Below are 26838 nucleotides of genomic sequence, written 5' to 3'. Positions count from 1 at the left end.
ATTTTTGCTTGCGATAAGTAATGGGCCTGCTGTCACCAGGAGAGTATAATAGTGTTACAGAAGGCATAAATTAGGATGATTGTTGACAAGAGATCGTGGTCGGGTCCTGATTAAAAACAGAGGGCTGTCCCGCAAAGCTATGAAACGGCTTTGCGGGACAGCCCTAATTACTGGAAAAGCAGACTTACTGTGCTTCAGCAGTCCGGTACTTGCTGCGGTATTCCTTCGGGGTCATTCCCGTCTGCTTCTGGAACACCTTGGTGAAATAACGCCGTTCCTGATAACCGACGCCCGAGCTGATGGCGGTGATGCTCTTATCGCTGCTGGCGAGCATGAATTTGGCAGCTTCAATCCGCTGCTGGGTGACATACTCCACGAAGGTCACCGCGAAGCGGTTCTTGAACAGCAGGCAGAAATAACTGCTGCTAATGCCAATCGTATTCGCCACCTCATCAATACCGAGATCTGTGTGCAGGCGCTCCGTAATGAATTGTGCGGCTTGATTCATCAGCTGCTCCGGTGTTTTTTTGACAGGCTCGTCAGCCGCAGGCACTTCCTGAAACAACGGGATGCTGTTGTACAATTTGTCCTTATACTGCCTGCTGCGAATCCGGGAGCCGATCTCCCGCACCTTATCGCCAAGCTCCCCGTAATGAATCGGCTTGCAGATATACTCCTTCACCCCGAGCCGGATCGCTTCACGCGCATAATCGAATTCCTGGTAGCCGCTGAGCAGCAGCACCTCGCTCGTAAGCCCCATCTCCCGCAGCTTGCCTATGAACGTCAGCCCATCCATCACCGGCATGCGGATATCGCAGAGCACCAGATCAGGCGGCGTTTCCTCGGCGATGCGCAGCGCCTCCATCCCGCTTCGTGCCAGCCCCGCAACCTCCATCCCCATGTCCTCCCAGGGCAGTACAGTATTGAGATTGCTCAGAATAGGCGCTTCATCGTCAACCAATAATACTTTTAGCATAATGGCCTTCCCCCTGCCCGTATTTCGGAATGACGCACTGGATGATCGTTCCTTCCCCAGGACTTGCACATATGAAAATCCCATATCTGTCGCCGTATTCAATCCGTATCCGGTCTGCGACACTGCGTACACCCAGCCCACGCCGCTCCAGATGAATGCCCTGCCCCGGCCTGCATGCCGGCTGCTGCTCTGCCGCATCATTCACCATATATTGGAACATAGACAGCTGGGACGGGGTCATCCCGATTCCGTTATCCTGTATCCGCAGCAGCAGATTCCCCCTGTCTTCCCACACCTTAACACTCACCAGACCCTTATACCCGATCCCCTCAAAACCATGCTGAATGCTGTTCTCCACCAGCGGCTGGAGCGTAAGCTTCAGAATCCCGCAGCCCAGCAGCTCTGCTGGAACCTCAAGCTCATAATCGAACAGGTCCTCGAAGCGGAACTTCTGGATATCCAGATAATTGCGCAGATGCTTAACCTCTTCCTCCAGCGTAATCTCATCCCTGTCCTGAATGCTGATCCGCAGAATACTCGCCAGCCGGTAGACCATCTCACTGACCTTGCGGCCTTCATTCTGCACAGCCAGCACATTGATCGACTCTAGCGTATTGAACAGAAAATGCGGCTTGATCTGCGCCTGCAGCACACGCATTTCTGCCTGATTCTTGCGCTGCTGCTCCACATGAACCCGGTTAAAGAGCGTGTTGATTTTGTCCATAAGATCATTGAAGCCTTTGGCCAGCAGCGTCATCTCATCGTTGCCCTTCTCCTCGACACGGGTAGTAAGGTCTCCGTCCTCCACCCGGCGCATGAAGCGCACGATCACAGCAATACCGCCTGTAATCCGGTTCATGAAGAACAGATTGAAGATGACAGCTCCCAGCAGACAGAGGAACATTACAATGACGAACCAGCGGGCGAATACCGTCACCTCATGAGACAACGTGTCCCAGGAAGTGACGGAGACCAGACTCCAGGGATATTCCTTGAGATGGTAGACCGACAGAATGCTTTTTTCACCGCCGAACTGTGTCTTGAAGCTCTGAAAACCGGGCTTAAACGTAATATCCTTCGTGGTAAAGCCGCGGAAATCCTGTCCATCCAGCTTCCTGTCCGGGTCCAGCAGAATCATCCCATCATCATTCACCAGCATGAAAGACACCTTCTGATTGGTGCCCCCGATCTTAAGATTGCGGAAAATCGACTCAAATTCCCAGTTCTTGATCTGCACGACCAGAATACCGATATTCTGAAAAAAGCTTAGCTCCTTGACGAGCCGGATCTGCGTAAATACAGCCTCCGTCCCGGTCAGCTCAGGATACTCATGCGGAGCCAGCCATTTTGGAACCCCGTTCAGCTTCATGACCTCCTGGTATAGCTCGCTGCGTTTGAACTTATCATAGGGCAGCGTGCGGAAGTTCTCCTTATTGAAGACCGATACAATCTCCGAGCTGCCTTTTCCGTTGAAGTTGTACAGGAAGGCATAGCTGATAGACGGATGATTATAGAGCAGACTGCGGAAATTGCGCTGGCTGGCATTCAGGCTGAGCTGCTCGGCGTCGGTTAGATCCTGCTTGGAGGGATCATCCGCGCTGAGCGCCATATGAAAGACCGAGGTGGCAATTCCGTTGTCTGTCACATTGTCCATATCCTTGAACACATTGGAAATGCTGTAGCTGATCGCTTTGAGCGAATATTCGGACTGCTGGCTGTATTTCTTCTCAATGGAATTATAAGTGACGAAGAACATAATCATGCCAAGAATGAACAGCGGAATGATAATCAGGCCTAAGAATGCCGTAAACAATTTGTAGCGCAGATTCATCGGCTGTTGCTCCTGACATGATTAATGTTATCCTTTTACACTGCCTGCGGTGACGCCTTCAATAATTTTCTCCTGCAGAACCGCATAGATCACGATGACCGGAACCACGCTGTAGACAATCCCCGCGGACATCTGTGCGTAATTCATCTGGTACTGATCGCGGAACTGGACCATCCCCACAGGAAGCGTCCGCAGCTCGTCATTGGAGAGGAAATAGTTGGCCAGCAGGAACTCATTCCAATTTCCCAGGAAATTAACAATGAATACGGTAACCATCGCCGGAACTGTCAAAGGTACAATAATTCTAGCAAATATACCCGGTGCCTTCAAGCCATCCATGACCGCCGCTTCTTCGATTTCACTGGGCAGCGAACGCATGAATGCCGCCAGAATAATAATCGTGAACGGGATTGCATTGGCAATGTAAGGAATAATCAGCGCCCAGTGGGTATTCAGAATATGCAGCTTGCGGACAATCGTATAGATGGGCAGCATCAGCGCGTTGTTCGGAATCAGCATTCCAATCAGGACTAGCGAGAACAGGATCTTGTTCCACTTCCCCTGGCGCATCCGCGTGACCGCGAAGGCGAACATGGAAGCCAGCAGAATAGACACAACAGAAGCCAGAACCGAAATATATAAGCTGTTGAAAAAATAAGTGCTGATCTTGGCATTCACCCAGGCTTCCACATAGTTGGACCATTCGAAGCTCTTCGGAATGCCGAACGGATTGAGGGCAATCGCATTGTTATCCTTCTTCACCGAGGAGAAGAGGACGAAGAGGAACGGGAACAGCACAATAACCAGATACCCGAGCAAGGCGATGTGCGGCAGACTTTTCTTCAGAGCGCGCGGCATCAGTATTCAATCCTTTCCGTACGGCGGGCAAACACCAGCTGGTAGAGGGCGGTTACCACGAGCGTGAACAAGAAAATCAGAACGGCGATCGTATTGCCGTACCCGTATTTGAAGTTGGTAATCGCATACTTGATCATATAGGTGGCCATGACCTCTGTTGAACCCGCCGGACCGCCCTTAGTCATTACAATGACGATATCGGCCGCCTTCATCGCACCGGCAATCGAGAGCATGATCACCACCGAGATAATGGGTACAATCAATGGCAAGGTGATGCGTGTAGCCCGCTGGAACCCCGTAGCGCCATCAATGGCCGCTGCTTCATCCAGCTCACCGGGAATGGATAGAATCGCCGCCAGCACCATCACAATATAGAATCCGGTCCACTGCCAGGCATTCGTAATCAGAATCGACAGCATGGCGAACCGTTCGTCCGACAGCCAGTAGATCGGCTCCACGCCGACAAGACTAAGTACTTTGTTGAATAATCCGATGTTCGGCTCGTAGATGAAGCCCCAGAGAATACCGATTACAGCCGTAGACATAATGGATGGCATGAACACTGCCGTCTTATATAGTCCCTTCAGCTTCTTCACATTGGCGATCAGTAAGGAGAAGAACACAATCAGCGGCACCTGTATACCTACAGAGAACAGAATGAACCAGCCGTTATTTTTGACAGAAACCCAGAAGCGCTGATCTCCCAGGGCTTTCTTGAAGTTGTCCACTCCGGCATATTTGACCGTATCGGATACCCCGTTCCAACTGGTGAAGCTGTAGTAGATCGAGCTGAAGATGGGATAGATGAAGAACATAATGAACAGAACCAGTGCCGGAATAACGAACAGAATGAACACCAGAGGATTTCTCAGTGCCTTATTCATGACTACCTCCATATTGCTTTTCTTTTGAAAAATGCACCCTGGAGCAAGCACCAGGGCACATGTACATGGGACGCACTTAAGGTTTGAACTCAAAGTATGGTCGTCACTGCGGTGAACATTTGGACATTCAGCCGCTGTTCTCCCCGGATTTCTAGTGCTTCTTATTCCACTGCAGCGTTGGCCTCTTCCTGAATCTTTTGCAGTGCAGCACCCATCTTCTCCGGAGTCGTCTGCCCGCCGATCAGGCTCTGAATCTGGATATTACTGATTTCAGTAGTGACATCAGCCTGCACCAGTGAGTCAAAGGCCGGGAAGGACGATTTGGAGCTGTTCAATACCGCGACAATCTCACTCATCAGATCATCCGTAATATTCTTGTTCAGCACCGCCTGATCGATCTTCATGGCAGGCAGGACTCCGTCCTCTACCAGACCGCGCAGCTGCATTTCTTCATTGAACATATTCTTAATGAAAGATTTCACGGCCGCAAGCTGCCGCTCATCTTCACCCGCTGATGCCGAGAAGCCATAACCGTTGTTCACATCCCGCATCAGTGCTGTCTGGTCACCCACTCCGCCTTCAACCGCCGGAATATTGAAGAAGCCGACCTTGCCGATCAGACCTTCGCCGGATTGCCCGGCTTTGAACACGGAAGACTTCCAGGTCCCGTCATACATCAGGATCGCTTCACCGCTGGTGAACTGGGTGGTATATTCAGCATACTCGAAGCCGAGCTCACCCTTCTTGAAGTAGCCTTTATCCACCCATTCCTTGTATTTCGCCAAGCCCTTGATTACGTTCGGATCACTCCACTTTGCTTCACCGGTAGCGAATTTCGCAGTCACATCCGGTCCGGCATAGCGGGACCAGAGATGATTGGCCAGCATCAGCGGTACCCAGCCTGCTTTGGAAGCACCAGCCATTGGCACTTTACCATCCGCTTTAATATCGGCCAGCTGCTGCTCCAGTTCAGCGAAGGTCGTTGGAGCCTTCCAGCCCTTGCTGTTATAGTATTCTTTATTATAGAAAAAGCCTTCTCCGGAGCCGCCGATCGGCAGGCCGTAGATTTTGCCTTCATAGGTGAACGGGTCCAGATTGGAGAACTTGTCTTTGATGCCTAATTCATCAAGAATTGGGGTCAGGTCCAGTAGCTTGCCTTCCTTGGCATAGATCTTGGAGTCCGGACTGCCGAACAGGTCGAAGATCTCCGGAGGGTTGCCGGCTGCCATCTCACCGCGCAGCTTCTCTTTACGGTTCACATCCGAATCTACTCCATCCAGCTTGAAGGTCAGCCCAGGCACATCCGCCTGCACTTTGCCCACTACATCCTCAAGAATAGCCAATCGTTTCTGCTTATCTGCCCCAACCTGGGTATGACGGACCGTCATCTCAAAAGGTTCAGCGCTGGCAGGTTCTTCTGTTGCAACAGCATTGGTTGCAGCGGCCTCATTCGTCGCAGCAGGCTCTGTCGTTGGAGACGCATTATTCTTGTTGCCTCCACAGCCAGCCAGCAGCGCCGAGCTAACGAACATCAGGGACAATAGCAGTGTTAGACTTTTTCTCATTACGGGTGACCCTCCCTATTTTATGAATTCCCTTACAACTCTAATTATAGAAAATCACTTTTGTATTCGTAAGGTTAAGATTTATCTTCAATAGGGATAAAATCCTCTAATGAAAGCGAATTCAGTCAGGTTTCCTGACATACAAAAAGCGAAACTCCTCAGAATAGAAGCTCCGCTTTCGATAGTTACTCTATTCAATTAGACCAATGCAGACTCTTTACGGCCCTCTTCAATCAGCCGGTACGCACGCTGCACTTCTTCATCGGAAGGTGACTCCACCCCTTCAAGCTCATAAGGACGGCCAAGCTCCTTCCATTTGTAGATCCCCATTACGTGATAAGGCAGGATTTCGAACTTCTCTACTCCATTTAAGGTGCCAATGAACCGTCCAAGATTCTGTAAATCCTCTTCTTTATTATGAATGCCGGGAACATAAACATGGCGAATCCACATTTTGCGGTTATTATCAGATAACCAGCGGGCCAGTTTCAAGGTACGGTCGTTGGATTTGCCCGTCAGCTTGATATGCGCTTCATCATCAATATGCTTCAGGTCCAAGAGTACCAGGTCGGTAACATCCAGCAGGTCGCTAATTTTCGATCCATCATTATAGCCGTTAGTATCAAGCGTGGTATGCAGATTCCAGCGTTTCTTCACCTCGGTGAACAATTGCTTCACAAATTGCGCCTGGAGTGTTGGTTCACCGCCGGATACGGTCAGGCCGCCGCCGGACGTTTTATAATAATTCAGGTAAGGCTCAATTTCCGCCAGTACTTCCTCAACGGTCATTTCTTTGCCTTCATTTAATTCCCATGTATCCGGGTTGTGGCAATACTGACACTTGAGCAGGCAGCCCTGCATAAAAAGCACGAAGCGGATACCCGGGCCATCCACCGTTCCAAACGTCTCCAAAGAGTGGATATGTCCTTTAAGCATGAGATGTCATCCTTTCAAAAAAACCTTAAAATTTTAACCACTTTCAGACAAGAGTGTACCGCCCTCTTGCAAGGGCGGCAGCTCTTCAGTTCATTTCAGTTCTTGTAGAACAAGAATGCTTCTTACATGGAATCGTGGAATGTACGGTTGATAACATCCATCTGTTGTTCACGGGTCAGCTTGATGAAGTTAACAGCATAGCCGGATACGCGAATGGTCAACTGTGGATAGTTCTCTGGGTGATCCATAGCGTCAAGCAGTTGCTCACGGTTAAACACGTTAACGTTCAAGTGCTGAGCATTATTGTGGAAATATCCGTCCATCATGAAGACCAGGTTGGACTTACGGGAATCTTCGTCTTTACCCAGCGCCTTAGGTACGATGGAGAAGGTATTCGAGATACCATCTTGTGCATCGGAGTAAGGAAGTTTGGCAACAGAGTTCAGGGATGCCAGGGCGCCCTTCTTGTCGCGTCCGTGCATTGGGTTAGCACCAGGAGCGAATGGTTCGCCTTTTTTACGTCCGTCAGGAGTAGTACCGGTCTTTTTACCATATACAACGTTCGAAGTGATTGTCAGTACCGATTGAGTCGGCACAGCATCACGATACGTTTTGTTTTTGCGGATCATCGACATGAAGGTTTCAACCAGTTCAACTGCGATGCTGTCAACAGCGTCGTCGTTGTTACCGTAGCAAGGGAATTCACCCTCAGTTTCAAAGTCGATTGCGATGCCTTCTTCGTTACGGATTGGCTTAACCTTAGCGTATTTGATTGCGCTTAGGGAGTCAGCAGCAACGGACAGTCCAGCGATACCGCAAGCCATCGTACGCAGAATGTCGCGGTCATGCAGCGCCATTTCGATACGTTCGTAGGAATATTTGTCATGCATATAGTGAATGATGTTCAGCGTATTGACATAAGTCTTAGCCAGCCATTCCATCATTGGTTTGAAACGTTTCATTACTTCATTGTAATCCAGGTATTCAGAAGTGATCGCAGGATATTCAGGACCTACCTGAACGCCGGATTTCTCATCTTTACCACCATTGATCGCATACAACAGAGCTTTAGCCAGGTTGGCACGGGCACCGAAGAACTGCATTTGCTTACCGATACGCATTGGGGATACGCAGCAGGCAATCGCATAATCTTCACCCCAGTATGGACGCATTACATCATCGTTCTCATATTGGATAGCGCTGGTCTCAATGGATACCTTGGCACAATATTTCTTGAAGCCTTCAGGAAGCTTCTCGGACCACAGTACTGTCAGGTTTGGTTCTGGAGCCGGTCCCAGATTGTACAGGGTATGCAGGAAGCGGAAGCTGTTCTTAGTTACGCGGGTTGTACCGTCTTCAGCCATACCACCGATGGATTCTGTTACCCAAGTAGGGTCACCGGAGAACAGATCGTTATAGTCAGGCGTACGCAGGAACTTCACGATACGCAGCTTCATTACGAAATGGTCAACGATTTCTTGAGCTTGCTCTTCAGTCAGAGTACCTTCTTCAATGTCACGTTGTACATAGATGTCCAGGAAGGAGGATACGCGTCCAAGGGACATTGCCGCACCATTCTGTTCTTTAACAGCTGCCAGATAACCGAAGTATACCCATTGTGTAGCTTCTTTGAAGTTGACAGCCGGTTTGGAGATGTCCATACCATGTGCTGCAGCCATTTGTTTCAGTTCGCCCAGAGCACGTATTTGCTCGGACAGCTCTTCACGCAGACGGATAACATCTTCTGTCATGGAGTCTACTTCAAGCTCAGTCAGTTGCTGCTTCTTGTCTTTAATCAGGAAATCAATACCATACAGAGCAATACGGCGATAGTCGCCGATGATACGTCCGCGGCCATAAGCATCAGGAAGGCCTGTGATTACGCCGGATTTACGCACCGCTCTCATATCTGGTGTATATGCATCAAATACGCCTTGGTTATGCGTTTTGCGGATGTTCGTGAACATGTCAACGATATTCTGCGGAAGCTCGAAGCCGTAAGCCTTAGTAGCATCGATCATCATCTTGATACCGCCGAACGGTTGGATGGAACGTCTGAAAGGCGCATCAGTCTGAACGCCGACAATCTGTTCCTTGTCCTTGTCAATGTAACCAGGAGCATGGGAAGTGATAGTGGAGACAGTATCGAGGGAAACGTCCCATACGCCGCCTCTTTCTCTTTCTTCCTTACTCAGCTGGGAGATAATCTTCCACAGTTCAGTAGTGTTGCTGGTAGGACCTACGAGGAAATCTTCATTTCCTTCATATGGCTTGATGTTCTTGGCAATAAAGTTATTAACGTCAACTTTCTTGGACCATGTGCCTTTTGTGAAATTTCTCCAGCCAGACTTAACCTCTTGTACTTCTTTTTCAATCACCGACATGCTAAATCCCTCCATTTATATTTAGTATATTTGTAGAGATCGCGGGCTTGAAGGTTAATCCCGTGTCTCGTGATCCCATGAGCTATGGTTGTTATAAAATTCACAATCGCATCTTCATAACCGGGACCGTTGTTTATATAAACATTTTAGTTTATTTTCTGAAAAAGGACTGTGACAAATATCACTCTTTCGGTGATATTTGTCACTTCCATCCAGTCCCATATTAACCTTTAACCTTATTCTTTGTCAGGCAACCGTTAATTAGTTATCGAATTTGCCATAGAATGCGTTGCGGTATACATCAGCAAGCTCGGATACCAGCGGCATTTTAGGGTTGGCAGTTGTACATTGGTCTTCAAATGCACGGTCAGCCAGATAGTCTACACGGGATTCGAAGTCCTTAGGATCGAAACCAAGAGCCGAGAAGGATTCTTCGATGCCGAGTTTTTTATTCATGTCGCGGATCGCATTGATCAGGCTGGTTACGCCTTCTTCGGTAGTGCGTGCTGGCAATCCCAGAATACGGGCAATTTCAGCATACCGTTCGTCAGCTACAAAGTGCGAATATTTAGGGAACGAAGCGAACTTCGTAGGCTTCTTGGCATTGTAACGGATAACATGCGGCATCAGGATTGCATTGGTGCGGCCGTGTGCGGTGTGATACTGTCCGCCCCATTTGTGCGCCAAGCTGTGGTTAATCCCCAGGAATGCATTGGCAAAGGCCATACCGGCAAGTGTCGATGCGTTGTGCATTTTCTCACGGGCCAGTTTGTCACCTTGCAGTGCGGATTTCTCCAGCCACTGGAATACCAGCTGAATAGCTTTGATTGCCAGACCATCGGAATAGTCACTGGCCATTACAGATACATAAGCTTCAATAGCATGTGTCAATACGTCCATACCTGTGTCGGCGACAGCCGTTTTAGGCAAGCTGTATACAAACTCAGGATCGATAATAGCTACGTCTGGAGTCAGCTCATAGTCAGCCAGCGGATACTTAGTATTGTTCCCTGTTGTTTTATCTGTGATAACTGCGAACGAGGTTACTTCGGAACCTGTACCGGAAGTTGTAGGAATCGCAACGAATTTCGCTTTGTTGCCGAGCTTAGGGAATTTGTATACCCGTTTACGGATATCCATGAACTTCTGCTTCAGACCGTTGAAGTCTGCATCCGGATGTTCGTAGAACAGCCACATGCCCTTGGCAGCATCCATCGGGGAACCGCCGCCGAGTGCGATAATGCAGTCCGGCTGGAATCTGTTCATCATAGCTGTACCTTTTTCCACTGTAGTAGTCGACGGATCAGGTTCAACTTCCGAGAATACTTCGATCGCTACAGGAGTCTGGCGTTGACGCAGATAGTGCTCAACTCTTTCTACATATCCCAGCTTCACCATTACAGGGTCAGTGATAATAGCTACGCGTGTAATATCAGGCATTTTGGCCAGGTACTGAGTGGACCCCTTCTCGAAGTAAATCTTGTCAGGTACTTTAAACCATTGCATATTCACGGTACGACGGTTCACCCTTTTCACGTTGATCAGATTGATGGCAGTCACGTTCTGCGATACCGAGTTGCGTCCATAAGATCCGCAGCCCAGTGTCAATGAAGGGATATTGGTGTTGTAAATATCGCCGATTGCGCCGTGTGTAGATGGCGAGTTGACGAGAATACGTCCGGTCTGCAGACGGTTGGAGAACTTCATGATGACTTCTTCATTATTGGAATGGATAGCCGAGCTGTGGCCCATGCCGCCAAATTCAACGACTTGAGCTGCGCGTTCGATACCCTGGTCAGCATTCTTCACTTTGTAGCAAGCCAGAACCGGGCTCAGCTTCTCAGCGGACAATGGATATTTAGTACCTACGCCTTCAAGCTCAGCTACCAGGATCTTCGTTCCGGCAGGAACCTGAATGCCGCACATTTCAGCGATCTTCACTGCGGATTGGCCAACGATAGCCGGGTTAACCGCACATTTCTCTACATTCATTGCGCCGCTGGTCAGCTTAGCTGCTTCTTCTTTGTTGACAAAGTAACAGCCGTTCGCAATCATTTTCTTCTTCACTTGATCGAAGATGGCTTCTTCAATAATGACTGCCTGCTCGGAAGCACAGATCATACCATTATCAAAAGTCTTCGACAGGATAAGGTCTGTTACAGCCTGATCGATATCAGCACTCTTCTCAATGAAGGCAGGCACGTTACCAGGACCTACGCCGAGTGCCGGCTTGCCGCAGCTGTAAGCTGCCTTGACCATTGCCGATCCGCCGGTTGCCAGAATCAGTGCAACGTCCGGATTGTTCATCAGTGCGTTTGTTTTGTCCATCGTAGGAAGCTCAATCCATTGGATGAAGTTCTCAGGTGCGCCGGCTGCTACGCCTGCATCATGCAGAATTTTGGCTGCTGCCGCACTGCACTCTTGCGCTGATGGGTGGAAACCGAATATAATAGGGTTACGTGTCTTAGCGGAAATCAAAGCTTTAAACATCGTGGTGGATGTTGGGTTGGTTACCGGTGTGATACCCATAATGATTCCGACTGGTTCAGCAATCTTCTGGAAGCTGTCATAAACGTTATCCTCAATAACGCCTACAGTCTTGTCGTACTTAATTCCGTGCCAGATATATTCAGTGGAGAAGATGTTCTTCGTAATTTTGTCTTCGTATACTCCGCGTCCTGTTTCTTCAACTGCCAGTTTTGCCAGGTACATATGCTTGTCGAGTCCGGCCAGCGCCATTGCATGAACGATTGTGTTTGTCTGCTCTTGATCCAGGCCCATGAACGCTTCGTGGGCTTTCTTTGCTTTATCCACCAAAACCTGAATATACTCTTCAGCGGTGGTTTGTTTCACTTGGGCGGCGACTTCGTTTTTAACTGCCATCTCCCTCGTCCTCCTGTCAATTTTTAGGTTGTTTCTTTCTATACATTTATCTTAGCACATCCTTTTCACCTTGTATAGTGAAATCTTTCACAAAGTTTAAAGTTTTTTTTGAGTTGTTTTCAAAGCGCTTTCATTCGATCATTAACCGGTATTTTTTCCATATTATATGTATTATTTAATTAATATTTGTCTATTCTGCGAACGCAATACGGTAGTCTGCAGCGTTGATGGCCCATCTTGCCTTGCAATGACGGTTGGGCTTCAGGAATTTTGCTCAAGAATGCCAAGCCGTCCCTTCGGTTCATCCGGTGCTCTTCTACAGACTCACTCTGACGGTGAATATAAATATAAATCTCAGCTAACAAGTGGAACCGGCTTTGCCGTCCTTTTAAAGGAGGGTAGCCCATTCTTCCCATTAACAAGCAGAATCATGCTCTGTAACGCATCCTATTCGGAAAAACACTGAGATAGCCTGATCAGGCCGGAAGCTTCCATCTTGGAAGCCTTTGATATACCCGCCTCCTATCCATTCGCTCATTTGCGGCTCCACCCAATGGCCGCTAATATCGCTCGCAGCAGAGGCTGTCCCATTAACAACCGCAGTTTTAACCACTGGAGTAGTTGCATCTGCTTCTGTAGATGAAACTATATCCGTAGGCGCACCTGCTTCTGTAGCCGCTGCCGCAGAAGCCTGCCCCGCCTGCCAAAGTCCCGGAGGGATCAACCCCGCCATCAGACTCACGATTAATAGCAAATGGAGCGCGTGCTTCTTTCCTTGTCTTCCTGAGGGCTTTTTCACTCCTATTCCCCCTTCATCACAGCTTGAAAGTATCAGACTGCGAACACCAAAAAACCGTGCAGCAGCACGGCTTCGCGGTTTTTTGGTGCATGAAATAAATAATTTGAGTGATTGGGACTGGGAGTCTCTTATATTGCCAAAAAGACACCTATTCTGCTGATTGCGGACTGAGCGGCCGTTATTGGGTCTGGACGAGCCGAACACAAGAGCAAATAAGTTAGTTAAGAGCACCTCAGTCCGCCGAGCGTGCAGAATAGCCCAAACGTCTGAAATAACGGCCTCCCAGTCCGCATGGATTGCTGTAACATCGATGATGTATGGCTGTGATAGGCAAAACTACTGAATACTACGTACGTACCCAAGACTATACAAAATAACCCCACAAAGCCATCCATGCCGCTGACGCGGCACCACAGAAGATGGAAATGGGGAAGTAAAGTTACTTCCAGGGTAGTGGAGCTTTAGCGTAGGTGTTGACTCAGGTACTTTGCGGGGCCCCAAAACATATAAATCTGAGCTTTCAAAAAAGGAGACAGCATCTCTGCTGTCTCCCGTCCCGTTCATCCTTCGCCCCGACTCTAGAGGGGCTTAAACTACTCCACCTTAATCGTATCGAAGAATTTCTGCTGAACCGTTGCGGCCGCTGCATCAAGCTGGGCCTTCGAGTCTGTGCCCTCCTTGGCGAACAGCTCCTGGATCACGTTGGACATCGTTGCATAATAGTCCTGAGTGTTGTACTGGGCTTCGGGCTTGCCGTCCAGCAGCGCCATGATTTCGGGACTATACTGATATACAATATCGTACTTGTCATAGACGGCCTTGGTCTTCTTGCCGAAGTCGGAATCGGCAGCATAGTAATCCAGAAGCGGCGGGATATAATATTTGCCGTCCGTTTTACGCTGGCTGATAATGGCGTCGAGCGCTTCCAGTCCTTTATCTGAGAAATAGTCGAAGGTAATATAACGGAAGGCCATCTCCTGTTCATCCTTGCTGGCATTCGGGTTGATGACCAGATAGTCGCCGCCGAGTACGCCGGTATGCTTGCCGCCCTTCTCTGCCGCTGGCATCGGATAGGTCAGCACATCCTCAGGCTTGAACCCGCCCTGGTTGAGCGCCTGTTCGATGACACCGTCAGACCCAGCCATAACCATCGCTGTGCGGCCCTGCTGGAAGGCGCCCACAGCATCCCCCCAGCCAAGCGCCCAATCCTGGGGAACCGCTTTGGCTTCCCATCTCAGCTTCTTGTAGAAATCCAGCGCTTTGATCCCGGCTTCGGAATTGAAGGTTGCCACTACCTTGCCGCCTTCAATCTTCTGAATCTCCCCGCCTGCTTCAAACAGGAAGTTGGTCCAGTTCCAGCCGGCTTCATTGCCTTTGCCCATCGGGGCAATCCCGGAGATACCTTTCTTGGGATCGGCCACTCCTTTGGCTGTGTTCAGCATGTCGTCCCAGGTCCAATCCATTGGAGGTACGGCTACACTTTTGTCATCGAGCATCTTCTTGTTGATCATTGTTGTAGTGACGTAACCCTTCTGCGTAACCCCATACACCTTGCCGTCAATGATGAACTGGTTCTGCAGCACAGGATTGATCTGATCCTTGAACTCATAGTTGTTCCACAGATCGGTGATGTCGGCAACCCAGCCCTTCTCAATCAGGAATTTGGCTTCGGTGGCATACGTGTTGAAGAAGGTAGGCGCTTCGTTCGCTGCCATCTTCACCCCGATCTCGCTTACATTATACTGCCAGTCGTCCTTGACGATCTCCACATTCGGATAGACTTCCTGGAACCGCTTGATTTTGTCATCCTCCTGCGCTCTCACCTCGGTCAGGTCCGGCGTAGGATAGTGGATTTTAATTGTTACCTTTCTCTGGGTGATATCGTCAGCCGGTGCTGCAGACGGAGTGGCTGACTCTTCGGCCGCCTGGGTTTCCGCTGGTGCAGGTGTCCCCTCCCCTCCATTGGCCGCGGGCTTGTTCCCGTTATTATTGCCGCCGCAGGCGGACAATAAGGTCCCCGTGACCAGGAGACAGGCGAATATGCTGGAAACTTTACGCATGGTAACTCCCCTTTTCCATATCATAATGAGCTTACAAGTTCATCTTAAAAGAGAAACCGGTTACAAACGAGGTGTATTTATATTCCCTTCATGTGCAGGTTTACGATCTCTGCCGGATCTTTTCCTTCCTGCCTAGCCTTTGACCGCTGACAATGAAACCCCGCGCATAATGAACTTCTGGAAGACCAGGAACACCAGGATCGGCGGCAGAGAGACAATGAACAGAATCGCAAATTTGATGTTCGTATTCAGCGCTTTTACATTGATAACGTACTTGTAGATGGCGGTAGCGAGCGTATACTTCTCCTCACTGTGCATAACCAGCGACGGCCAGAACCAGTCATTCCAGGCTGTGGAGAAGATGAAGATCGCCAGTGTTGCAAAAATCGGAATCGACAGCGGCACCGCGATGGTGAAGAAGCTTCTCGGCTCCGAGGCCCCGTCCATCCGCGCCGCTTCCAGAATCTCCGGATGAATCCCGTCAAAGAAATTCTTAAGCAGCAGGAAAAAGAACGTGTTCGCGCCTGCCGGCAGCCAGAAGGCCGCATATTGATTGAGCAGGCCCAGCTCCTTTAGATTAACAAAGTTCGGAATCATATAGCTCGTAGCCGGAATGAACAGGGTCATCAGGAAGAAAAAATAGAAGGCCTTGCGGTAAGGCACATGCATCCGTGAGATACTGAAGGACGCGAGTCCCAGCACAATTAAGGTAGCGACCATATTTCCTGCAAAAATATACAGGGTGTTCCGCAGAAACATGGCCAGATCGATATAATCCAGCGCATCCTTCAGATTGCCGAAATGCCATTCCTGCGGGAAAAAATGCGGCGGAAAGGAATTGACCTCGATATTCGACTTCAACCCGTTGAACATCGTCATGAGGATAGGATACAGCATGCTGAATATCATCAGGACAATGAACAGCACCATAATTCCGTATACCACCCTGTTGCTGGTTTTCTTAAGATCATGCTCCGAGAGAATCCCTCTGTCTGCGCTCTTCATCCTAGTTGTCCTCCTTGTTAAGCTTGAACTGAAGAATGCCCAAACCGCCCAGAACAACAAACATCAGCATCCCCAGCGCAGTCGCCGTACCATAATCCAGTCTGGTAAAAGCATACTTCACAATAAGCAGCGCATACGTCAGCGTAGCATTGTTCGGCCCTCCGTCCAGCAAGGCCATCTGCGACTGGTAGCCCTGAGAGGTGGCGATGACCTGAAGAATCAGCATCAGGAGGATCAGATTGCGCAGTGAAGGCAGGGTGATGTGGCGGATACGCGCCCATACTCCGGCTCCGTCAATCTCGGCGGCCTCATACCAGTCCCGGGGAATACTGAGCACCGCAGCAAGATAGATCAGCATCCCCGAGCCGAACTGCTGCCAGGTCTCCATGAAGACCAGCGAGATCATCGACCACCGGGTATCGGTCAGGAAGGCGATCTGCTCCGCTCCGGTGCTGCCGATGACCGCATTGATCGGTCCAACGGGATCATACAGCCAACGCCACAGCCCGTATAGGACTACAGCAGGCATGACATATGGCAAATACGCGGCAACGCGCACGAATCCGCCGAATTTCCGCAGCTCGGAGATGGCAATGGCAAAGGCAATCGGAACCCAGAAGCCGATCACCAGGCAGAGCAGCATATAGTACAGGGTGTTTTTGACAGCAATAAGTACATCGGGGTCGGTAAGCGCCCTGGCGTAATTGTCCAGGCCGGCGAAGGTATTCCCTTTGACGAAATCAACGGTGTAGAAGCTATACAGGAACCCTTTGAAGATAGGCACCCACATAAACATAATGAAGATAATCAAAGCGGGGACAAGAAACATCACGCCCCAATAATTCTTTTTCCAGCGGTTCTGCTTGTACGGCTTGTTCTCCAGCTCCGCTGGAAGGTGATCGTGTAACGCAGCAGACTGATTCATTCCGGCTCCCTCATTCCTGTCGTCTTTCAGCACTTTATGGGAAAGCGCCTCCTGTCTTCATTGTAGGAAATGAGGGCGAGACTTAACATGTCTATATCTATGGCAATCGTAAGCGTTCTTACTTCTTCAGTTCGCTGGGACTGAACCCAAAGTATTTTTTGAAAATTTTGCTAAAATGCTCCGGCGACTCGTATCCTACCCGCTCCGCAATCTCATACCGCCGCAGATCGGTGTTCAGAATCATCTCCCGGCTGTCCTCCATCCGCAGCTTAATGACATATTCCCACAGGTTATAGCCTGTATTCTTCTTGAACAAATAGCTCAGGTAATTGGGACTGACATGATTCTTCTTCGCTACTTCATGAATCGTCAGCCCCTTCTGGGCGTAATTCCCGTCAATGTACTCCTTCGCCTTCTGCACGATCAGATTGCTGTGCGTATGCAATTCCTCGGGCGACGGATCAGCAGCGTAGTTATTCCAGTTGAAATCCCCATAGTAGAACACATAATGATCGGCATGCTCGTTGTTCCAGAGGATCGCCTTCGAGGCTTGCCGGTTCAGCACATCCATGAAGCTCAGCCCCTTCAGAATCTGGCTGATGCCGATGACGGCCCGGAGCTGCAAATAGCGGTTAATATTGTAATGAAGGCTGCGGCCCAGCACCTCCAGCCGGCTCAGCTGGCCGGTGGACGGCTCCTCGTAGCTCTGCTCATCCCACTGGATGATTATGGTGATTTCCTGGTCCGGCGAATAGAAGGCGGTGGAATTCCACTCCTGATCCAACAGCTCCTTGGCAATATTCAAGGCGGCGTAGCGCAGCAGGCCATGATCACGGGTAGTGTACCTCTGCTCAGGCCGGTCTTGCGGCAGGGGGAGCCTGATTTTGATCACCGCAAAAAATGGTCCCTGCAGACTAAGCTCATCCAGCTTGCGCCGCTTCTCCTCTGTCCCCAGCACCGCCGCGGTCTCCGTAAGCAGACTATTCAGCAGCTCACTGTACTCGGGAAGCGGCTCCTCCAGGCGGAAGCGGTCCCCATTACCATCCATATATGTAGCCAGCTCCGGCGACGGTCTATTCATCTTCAGAACAACACTGCGCACCGAATCCAGGAACTGCTCACTGTTCAAGGGCTTGATCAGATAATCTCTCGCCCCCAGCCGGACGGCCATCTGGGCATACTGAAAGGTCTCATGCGCAGAGATGACGATCGTCTGCATCCAGGGCCTGGTCATTTTGGCATGCTGCATCAGTTCGATCCCGCTCATAGCCCCCATCTGGATATCGGTCACAAGCAGATCGATCTCCTCCATACGAATACAATCCAGTGCCTCATACCCGCTGCCGGCTGTATAGATATGGTCAATATCCAACCCGGAAGCAGCCAGCAGGCTGCTTAGTCCTTTGCAAATGAGCGGCTCATCATCAACAACCAGTATATTGAACACCGTACTCTCTCCTCTACTCTATAGTCTCTGACTTCGGAAGGATCACACTTACTATCGTGCCTCCGCGCTCGCGTGGTCCGTAGCTGATCCCGCAATCTCCGCCAAAATGCAGCTGCACACGCTGATGGATATTGCGGATACCGTAGCCGTTCACCGGGTTCGGGCTGTCGTCATGGAGAATCTGTTCGATAGCCTTATAATCGACCTGCTTATAGCCGTTATCCTCAATGGTAATCCGAATCCGGCTATCCTCCAGCACAGAGCTGATGATGATCTCGCCGTCCTCCTCCATATGCTTAACCCCGTGGATAATGGCATTCTCGATCAGGGGCTGCAGGGTGATCTTGGGAATCAGATTCCTGGTGGTCCCGGGAGCGATATTCCAGATAACGGCGAACACATAATCATGCCGGTGCTGCTGGAGCTTGATGTAGGCACTGGCATGTTCAAGCTCTTCTTCGAGCGTGATCAGCTCCCGGCCCCGGCTTAAGCTGATCTTCATCAGCTTGGATAATTCCTTGATCATTTCCGCGGATTCCACGTTGCCTTCGAGCGAGCTTTTCCAATAAATACTCTCCAGGGTATTGTATAGCAGATGCGGGTTGATCTGCTGATAGAGCAGCTGCAGCTGCGATTCCTTCTGCTTCAGCTCCATCTGGTATTTGTACATAATCAGGCTGTTGAGCCTGCGGGCCATATCATACGTGGCGGTAATCAGCACACTGACCTCATCGTTGCTTCCTCTGCGGGGAGTCTCGGGCACACGGTTGCCCGGCTCATACTTGCGTACAAAAAAAGCCAGCTTCTGCAAAGGGGTCATCAGCGAACGCCAGAAGTAGGTAATGATGATCAATCCGAACAGCGCGTAGGCCACCGTTATGTATTGAATAACGCGTTTCATTTCATTCTGCTGCTGGAGCAGGGATTTGACGGGCACCTTGTAGACCAGCTTTTGCTCAAAGGCATGATTGTTGTTCACCACGTAGATGAAGTCATCAGTGATAATATCCTCGGTTCCCTCCGGATCTCCCGCCTCCGAGCCGTCCGGCAGGACGATCACCTCTCCGGTTGAATTCGTGGTTGAGGCCAGTACACGGTTGTTCATATCCGTCAGATAGATTTCCCCGTCCGGCAGCGAGATCGACCTTAGCGATTCACCGATTTTCGATTCCATCTTGGTCACCACCAGCACGCCGAGCGTCCCTGCCCCCCGGTAGATATTATTGACGGCCCTGACATACGTAAGCGTCTTCAGATCTTCGGCCTGCGGGCTCAGCTTCTCGGCGAACATCAGGTATCCGCGGCCTTTCTGCTGTACCACCTGTTCGAACCAGTACGGCCGTTCCTCCTTGGAGAAAAAATAAACCCCCGCCTTCTTCACCTGCGGGAAATTGGGAGCGAAAAAGTAGTAGTTATCGGGATCATATACGTATAGCGAGTAGTAGATGCCGTCCCCCCGCTCCGCTCCCTGCGAATAGCTGCCGAGCAGCTTCTCGATGGTCTCATAACGTTCCACGCGCTCAAGCACTGTATCATCCCCGCTCATGTTGAGCTGCTGCAGGACCGGATTTTGGATGACGGTGGTCGTGATTTTGTTCACCGTATCGATGTCTCTGTTAATAATGGCGAGATTCTGCTTGTTCAGCTCCACATAGGCATTGGTCACATGGCGCTTCAAAATCTCCTCTGCCTTGTAGTTGCCGTAGCTGTTCAGAATCAGAATAGGCGTAATCATGATCAGGAACAGCAGAATCAACTGCTGCTTGACACTGAGCCTGACAATGGGTTTTACAAGCGTGGACAACACCCTGGATTCACCTCCAGTTCCAATAATACAAGTTCTTATATTTTAACAAACCTACAAGCGCTTACACAGGTTTATTTCCAAGTTCTTTATGTCCATTTGTATGGAGTTTTGCTATTGCATCAACCCAGAAACAAAAACCAGCCACAACACGGAGCTGCCGTGGTGACTGGTTTTTAGTGAATAGTACTTATAGCACGGACCTGGCAGCAGAAATTCAAGCTCTGGTATACCCTTGCAATTGCAGCCACGAGGCACAAGCATCCGTCCATGTCTTGGTGTGCAGCTCATCAGGGGCTAAGCCCAGACCGTGTACACCGTGCGCATAGATATGCAGATCGAATGGAACCTTATGACGGCTAAGCCCTGCGGCGAACAGCAGGCTGTTCTCTACCGGGACGTAATCATCATCAGAGGTATGCCAGAGGAACGTTGGCGGCGTGTCCGGGGTTACCTGGAACTCGCTGCTAAGCTTAAGCGACAGTTCTGCATCGGGAACAGCTCCCAGCAGATTCTCCTTCGAGCCCTGATGGGTCACCCCCTCGGTCATCGAGATAACCGGGTAACATAGAATCAGGCGGTCAGGACGGCTGGACAGCCGCTCCAATGGCTCCGGGTGATCAGGATTGCCCAGATCATAAGCTACCCCGGCGGTAGAAGCCAGATGTCCACCCGCCGAGAAGCCCAGAATGCCGAGCCGGTCCGGGTCAATGCCGAATTCGTCCGCACGGAAGCGGATCGTACGCAGCGCCCGTTGCGCATCCTGGAGCGCACTCGGATATTGATAAGGCGCTACACGGTAACGCAGTACGAAGGCAGAGATGCCCAGTGTATTCAGCCACTCCGCAACCGGACCGCCTTCATGGTCGGCACGCATCGCATACCCGCCTCCCGGACAGACCAGAACAGCGGCATTCCCTTTGCCTTCAACTAAATAAGGTGTGATCGCAGGCTGATCCTCTTGACTGGTTCCCAGCGCTCCAGGCACCCCTTCAGGCCATAGCAACAACGTTTCCATTATCATCCCTCAAGCTTTCCTTCTATAATAGAATAGATAATAGAGGAAAAAAGTTCCTCAAGAGCCATTCTATCAAGCTCTTACAATTCATGCAATGCGGATATCACCAGATCCGCTGCCTTCAGCAGCTCCGGCCGGCCAATCCCGACCACGTACATGCCGGCCGCCTTCCCGGCGGCTACTCCGGCCTCTGCATCCTCGAACACCACACAGTCCTGCGGCCCCAGCCCCAGCTCCCTGCAGGCGGTCAGGAAAACCTCAGGGTCCGGCTTCGCCCGCGAGACCTTGTTGCCGTCTACTACCGTATCGAACAGCCCCGCGATACTCAGCTTATCCAGTATGAATTCTGCATTCTTACTCGCAGAGCCAAGGGCGATAGCCACGCCGCGTGCTCTCAGCGCATTCAGATAGGCTCTGACACCGGGCAGCAGCTCCGATTCGTCCAGTCTGGAGATATATTCTACATAGAGGCGGTTCTTCTTCTCCGCCATCGCGAGCTTCTCTCCTTCGCCGAAGCTCAGACCGCCAATCTGAAGCAGAATATCAAGCGACCGCATCCGGCTGACGCCCTTCAGCTGCTCGTTGTCCTCCTCAGTGAACGGGAAGCCAAGCTCACCGGCGAGCGAGCGCCAGGCCAGATAGTGATATTTCGCCGTGTCTACAATCACGCCATCCAGATCGAAGATAGCGCCCTTCATATGCTCCAGCATCATGTCATGCTCCTCTCTGATTGGACTAAAGACGCTAACTCCAGGATTGCACCGGGCGGGCACAGCACCGCCTCCCCGCCGAATCCGGCGAAGCTTACCGCTTCGCTGTTGCCCGGCGCGGCCGTAACCGTTATCTCTTCGCGGCCGATCCGCAGCCGGAAGCTGCCTCCGCGCAGAATCACTGGCAGCTCGACTGCGGTCCAGCCTTGCGGCAGGGCTGGCTGGAGCCCGGCGGTCTCTCCGTCAAAGCTGAGGCCGGCATAGCCAAGCACTGCCGCCATCCATGCGCCGCCGTTCGCCGCCGGATGCGTTCCGCCAATATAGAGATCGCCGACATACTGCTTCGACTCACCGGTAAGATCTACGGTGGCAGTGCGCATAAAATACGGATATCCCCAGTCCGGCAAGCCGATATCCGCTGCAGCCAGCGCGTAGATACACGCACTGAGGCTGGAGCCATGCTCGGTTCGCGGCTCATAGAATTCCCAATTGGCCTGCTTCACTTCCCTGCTGAACCGGCTCTTGAACAGATGTAACATCAGCACCACATCGGCCTGCTTCAGGATTCTTGTGGTTGCAGCCAGCCCATTGCCTCCGCCCCAGTACTCATTCGGGTGGATGACCCGTGCCTTCAGCTCAGCCAGAGATACATCCTCCAGTTGCAGATAACGGTCGAATTGTTCAATCACCAGTGTATCCGGGTCCGGCTGCGGAACATAGAGCTGTGCCAGCATTGCAGTGAATTCATCCAGGAACGGCCCGTCTGCATAAGATTCAGCAAGACCGTTATACACGGCAGAATATTTGTCCTGCAACCGCTCAGCTGTCTGCAAGGCAATCTTCAGTGTCTCTTGAACCATGGCGCTCGTAAATACGTTATTATTCACACGTTCATGGTATTCATCTGGTCCGGTAACATCCAGCAGCTCATAACGCCGCTTCACAGGATTATAGTAAGCATAGGAATAGAAGAAACGCGCACATTCCCAGATGACTTCCGCCCCGCCGTCCGCCAGGATGCTGTCATCTCCAGTGAAGGTCACGTATCGCCAAAGTCCATGCACGACATCTGCACTGATATGAATCTGCTTATCGCGGAAATAGGTCCGCATGGGCCGCCCTGTAAATACATCGTTCACATTGAACAGGGTGCAGGCATCATCCCCCGTATCCTGACTCTCCCAGGCATAAAAAGCGCCTAAATATCCATACTCCGCTGCCTTCCGCCGCGCACCATCCAGCGTGTGGATACGGTACATCATCAGATTGCGGGCAATCCCAGGATCACTGTGCAGGAAAAAGGGCAGCATGAACATCTCCGTATCCCAGAATACCGCCCCCTTATAGACCTGCCCGGACAGGCCGCGCGCCGGAATCGAGACCTTCTCCGACTTCATCGGTGCAATGATCAGCAGCTGATACATACTGTACCGCAGCGCGAACTGCGCCTCTTCATCGCCTTCAATGACACAATCACTGCGTGACCATCGCTCCGCCCACTTGCGCCGGTGCGCCTCCAGCAGCCCGGCGTATCCTGTAGCGGCCGCTGCCTGGAGGGTCTGCACCGCCCGCTCATCCGGCCCGCCTTCGGCAGGATAGCCTTTCACATCGAGCCCCGTGTACACGGCTGCATATTTGTACCATGTATAAGTCTCACCTGCCCTGGCTTCTATAGAAAGATGGCGCAGCGCGGTCCCTCCATCCAGCTCGATAACAGCGTCAACCCGCTTCGGCTGTTCAGCCGTACCTAACGCTATAAGCTCCGCTACCGCCACCGGCAGCCCCAGCTCACCGGTGCATGCGGTTGACAGCAGCACCCCTCCGGCCGAGCGGCTCTGCTGCTCCAGCAGATGGGGGCCGTTAATATCCCACACCGCGCCATCGATTCCAGTCGTAATCTCGATCCGGCAATCGGCGGTACAGTGCAGAGTCCATCTGGCGGCCAGCAGGTGTAGCTGGTCCATGCTGGCGAACCGCTCTGCGGTCAGGGTCACCCTTCCGCCTCCCGGGATGCCGAACATTGTCTCCCGCCGGTGAATAGCAGCACGGAGATCCAGGCTCTGTGCATGAGCCAGCGGTTCGGACTCCAGCACACTAAGTTTGCAGCCGTTGGCACTGACTACCGTATACAGTCCATTCGGGGTGTTCACCGGCTCTCGCCATTTGCCGCCCGTCTGGTCATACACTCCTGCTAGCGTAACCGCTGCAAGCTGCTCCTTCCCGAACTCCTCCAGCACTCCCCGGAAGCCCATGTAGCCATTGCCGATCATATATTTGTTGCCGTTCGCCGTAATCCGCCCGGGTTCAAAGCTATGCTCGCTTACCGTCCAGTCCATTACACACCCATCCCTTCAGCAAGCGGAAGCTCGATCCCTGCTTCATCCACGGTCACCCGCTGATCATAGATCAGCACCTCCGCACTTCCGCCATTGACTGCCCTGAAGGAAACCGACTCTGCATTTACCTTAATGCCCAGCAATACTCCCCTGCACATCACCTGGAAGCTGTAGGCATTCCACTGCTGCGGCAGCACCGGCCGGAAGGACAGGCAATCTCCATCCGAGCGCATACCGCCGAAGCCGTATACAATGTTCATCCAGGCTGCGGCGATCGATGTGGTATGCAGCCCTTCCCGGGTATTCCGGTTATAGTTGTCCAGATCCAGACGCGTAGCGAACTCGAAGAATTGGTATGCTTCCTCCGGCTTGCCGAGTTCACTGGCCAGAATCGAGTGAATGGACGGAGAGAGCGAGGACTCATGAATACATCTCGGTTCATAATATTCGTAATTCGCCAGCTTTGCCTCACGGGAGAATTGCCCGTTATACAGGAACAGGAACATCAGCACATCCGGCTGCTTGATCATATCGTAACGGTACAGGCGATCATATGACCAGTTGGCATAGAGCGGGAACTCGGACACCGGAATGGAGTGAATGTCGAGATGCGGCATATCGAAGAAGCCGTCATGCTCCTCGTAAATGCCGCTGCCGGGATCGAACGGGATTTTCATATGGGCACTCTTGTGGTCCCAGTCGGCCAATTCCTCCTCGCGGAGCGCAGTAGCCGTTATAACCGCCGCATAATCCTCCGGCGTCTCCGCCTTCATTAGGGCTACCGTTTCAAGCGTATATTCGAATAACTTCTGGGCCATCAGATTGATGTAACAGTTATTGTTAACCATCAGCTGGAATTCGTCCGGCCCCATCACGCCGAAATATCCGTATTCCCCGGTGCGTTGACCCCACTGGCCGCGGGATGCGTAGAAACGGCTGATCTGAATCAGCATCTCGGCGCCTTTGCTGTAGAGAAATTCCAGGTCGCCGGTGTTCTTCACATAATGCCAGATGCCGTAGGCGACCGCCGTCCCGACATGAAGCTGCAGATTGGAGTGCTGCCACAGGTCACAGCTCTCTGATCCGTCTATTGTGGCAATCGGATAAAAAGCCCCCGCGCAATCCACCTCCTGCCCGCGCTGCAGCGCCTCCGGCAACGTCTTGTAGCGGAATTCCAGCAGACTGCGGGCCGCCTTGGGATTATTAAACAGATAGAATGGCAGACAGTAGGACTCGGTATCCCAGAAGGCAAGCCCCCGGTAAGCTTCACCGGTCAACCCTTTGGCACCGATGTTGTACCCGGGATGATCTCCGTGATAGGTCTGATACAGCTGAAAAATACAAAAACGGATGCCCTGCTGATTCTCCGGGTCGCCCTCAATCCGGATATCGCTGGCGGCCCAGATGCTGCTCCAATAGTCGGTCTGGTCGGCAAGCACCTCTTCCTCCGCCAGCCGGTCCGCCGCTGCTGCAAGCTCCATGCCTTTTGTCCAGAGACAGTCTGCTGCCTCTGAAGCATCACTGCCTGTCACATTGACCACCAGCTTCGTGAAGGAGGCTGGCTCACCTTCAGCCAGCATAAGCGAGAATTGCCGCCCGATATAGCGGTCCTCTTCCACAAGCTCCGTATGCAGCGCCTGCGGAGACTTCAGGACAAAGCCCGAATACAGCTGATTCCCGGTTGTCAGCGTACGGGCCATAATGGCAGTCACCGTACCCTCCTCTCCGCTGCGCAACTCCCTCCACATGCTCTGGCCGTGTTCCTCATGAGCCATGCCGAAATCAAGCCCTGTGCGAATATCTACTGTACCGTTGAAATTAAGCGGCGTGAACGTGATTTGCTGCAACCCCAGATGGGACAGAGTCATACTTACCAGCCGCGTGAAGCAGAGCTTCAGCTTTTTCCCGTCCGCCAGCTCCCAGATGAATTCCCGTCTGTAGGTCCCGGTTCGGAAATCCAGTCTGCGGGTGTACTTGTCAATACGGGAATGAGCCAGATCCAGCGGTTCACCATCCACCGAGATCCGGGTATGCAGCCAATCTACCGCATTCACCATATACCGCAGCGACCGGATAATGCCCTTATAGTGGTTGCCAACCTCCATCTGCTCATTCAGCCCATTGAAATAGCTGCCCGGCAAAGAATCCCCGCTGTAGCCCTCGTCTGCATACCCCCGTACTCCCATATACTCATTGCCCAGTGAAAAAATCGATTCTGAAGTCCGGTTTCGTTCCGGATCAAAGCCCTCCTCAATAATTGCCCATGGATCGACCTTCAGATAGGGATCTGCTACTTTTGCCATAATTGAAACTCTCCTTCGCTATGTGATGCTTGGGTCTGCTCCTCCGCTCACAGCGGAAACAACGGACACTTTAGTTCCAGAGTATCTCTAACCCCGCGCAGGACCAAGGTCAGC

18 protein-coding genes are annotated in these 26838 nt (G+C 51.5%); all 18 read right to left on the bottom strand.

The window, feature by feature from the left end:
• Window positions 1–184: 184 nt before the first annotated feature.
• Window positions 185–976: a response regulator transcription factor gene (locus NST04_RS14585; protein WP_341184837.1), complete on the bottom strand. Its 792-nt coding sequence runs from the start codon at window positions 974–976 to the stop codon at window positions 185–187.
• Window positions 954–2807: a cache domain-containing sensor histidine kinase gene (locus NST04_RS14580; RefSeq protein ID WP_341184836.1), complete on the bottom strand. Its 1854-nt coding sequence runs from the start codon at window positions 2805–2807 to the stop codon at window positions 954–956. Before NST04_RS14580 ends, NST04_RS14585 begins: the two co-directional genes overlap by 23 nt.
• 27 nt (window positions 2808–2834) lie before the next feature.
• Window positions 2835–3665: a carbohydrate ABC transporter permease gene (locus NST04_RS14575; protein ID WP_341184835.1), complete on the bottom strand. Its 831-nt coding sequence runs from the start codon at window positions 3663–3665 to the stop codon at window positions 2835–2837.
• A complete protein-coding gene (locus NST04_RS14570; RefSeq protein WP_341184834.1) occupies window positions 3665–4549 on the bottom strand; it encodes a carbohydrate ABC transporter permease in 885 nt (294 codons plus the stop codon). The genes NST04_RS14575 and NST04_RS14570 overlap by 1 nt, the downstream gene beginning before the upstream one ends.
• Before the next feature lie 161 nt (window positions 4550–4710).
• Complete coding sequence (locus tag NST04_RS14565) at window positions 4711–6114, bottom strand: ABC transporter substrate-binding protein (protein WP_341184833.1); 1404 nt, start codon at window positions 6112–6114, stop codon at window positions 4711–4713.
• A 198-nt stretch (window positions 6115–6312) separates the two neighbouring features.
• Complete coding sequence (gene pflA, locus NST04_RS14560) at window positions 6313–7050, bottom strand: pyruvate formate-lyase-activating protein (RefSeq protein WP_341184832.1); 738 nt, start codon at window positions 7048–7050, stop codon at window positions 6313–6315.
• A 122-nt stretch (window positions 7051–7172) separates the two neighbouring features.
• A complete protein-coding gene (pflB, locus tag NST04_RS14555; protein WP_341184831.1) occupies window positions 7173–9434 on the bottom strand; it encodes a formate C-acetyltransferase in 2262 nt (753 codons plus the stop codon).
• A gap of 261 nt (window positions 9435–9695) precedes the next feature.
• The gene (adhE, locus tag NST04_RS14550) at window positions 9696–12317 is read right to left on the bottom strand and encodes a bifunctional acetaldehyde-CoA/alcohol dehydrogenase (RefSeq protein ID WP_341184830.1); all 2622 of its coding nucleotides are present in this window, start codon (window positions 12315–12317) and stop codon (window positions 9696–9698) included.
• A 415-nt stretch (window positions 12318–12732) separates the two neighbouring features.
• Entirely contained in the window at window positions 12733–13116 is a 384-nt protein-coding gene (locus NST04_RS14545) for an S-layer homology domain-containing protein (RefSeq protein WP_341184829.1), read from the bottom strand.
• A gap of 593 nt (window positions 13117–13709) precedes the next feature.
• Window positions 13710–15176 (bottom strand): ABC transporter substrate-binding protein, encoded by a 1467-nt coding sequence (locus tag NST04_RS14540; protein WP_341184828.1) that lies wholly within the window; start codon window positions 15174–15176, stop codon window positions 13710–13712.
• Between the two features lie 132 nt (window positions 15177–15308).
• Window positions 15309–16181, bottom strand: a complete 873-nt coding sequence (locus tag NST04_RS14535; RefSeq protein WP_341184827.1) for a carbohydrate ABC transporter permease — start codon at window positions 16179–16181, stop codon at window positions 15309–15311.
• Window position 16182: 1 nt separating this feature from the next.
• Window positions 16183–17106 (bottom strand): carbohydrate ABC transporter permease, encoded by a 924-nt coding sequence (locus NST04_RS14530; RefSeq protein WP_341184826.1) that lies wholly within the window; start codon window positions 17104–17106, stop codon window positions 16183–16185.
• A 118-nt stretch (window positions 17107–17224) separates the two neighbouring features.
• Window positions 17225–18553 (bottom strand): response regulator, encoded by a 1329-nt coding sequence (locus NST04_RS14525; protein WP_341184825.1) that lies wholly within the window; start codon window positions 18551–18553, stop codon window positions 17225–17227.
• A gap of 13 nt (window positions 18554–18566) precedes the next feature.
• Complete coding sequence (locus tag NST04_RS14520; protein WP_445667892.1) at window positions 18567–20360, bottom strand: cache domain-containing sensor histidine kinase; 1794 nt, start codon at window positions 20358–20360, stop codon at window positions 18567–18569.
• 214 nt (window positions 20361–20574) lie between these two features.
• Window positions 20575–21375 (bottom strand): alpha/beta hydrolase, encoded by an 801-nt coding sequence (locus tag NST04_RS14515; RefSeq protein ID WP_341184824.1) that lies wholly within the window; start codon window positions 21373–21375, stop codon window positions 20575–20577.
• A gap of 80 nt (window positions 21376–21455) precedes the next feature.
• Window positions 21456–22085 carry a beta-phosphoglucomutase gene (pgmB, locus tag NST04_RS14510; RefSeq protein ID WP_341185253.1) on the bottom strand — a complete coding sequence of 210 codons (630 nt, stop codon included), beginning with the start codon at window positions 22083–22085 and terminating at the stop codon, window positions 21456–21458.
• The gene (locus NST04_RS14505) at window positions 22085–24421 is read right to left on the bottom strand and encodes a glycosyl hydrolase family 65 protein (protein ID WP_341184823.1); all 2337 of its coding nucleotides are present in this window, start codon (window positions 24419–24421) and stop codon (window positions 22085–22087) included. Before NST04_RS14505 ends, pgmB begins: the two co-directional genes overlap by 1 nt.
• On the bottom strand, window positions 24421–26724 hold the full coding sequence (locus NST04_RS14500; RefSeq protein ID WP_341184822.1) for a glycoside hydrolase family 65 protein: 2304 nt from the start codon (window positions 26722–26724) through the stop codon (window positions 24421–24423). The genes NST04_RS14505 and NST04_RS14500 overlap by 1 nt, the downstream gene beginning before the upstream one ends.
• Between the last annotated feature and the right edge of the window lie 114 nt (window positions 26725–26838).

Origin of the sequence: Paenibacillus sp. FSL H7-0756, assembly GCF_038006765.1 — a bacterium.
Classification (GTDB): domain Bacteria; phylum Bacillota; class Bacilli; order Paenibacillales; family Paenibacillaceae; genus Paenibacillus_AQ.
Note: the sequence above shows the minus strand (reverse complement) of the source record. Positions and strands in the feature narration are given on the sequence as shown.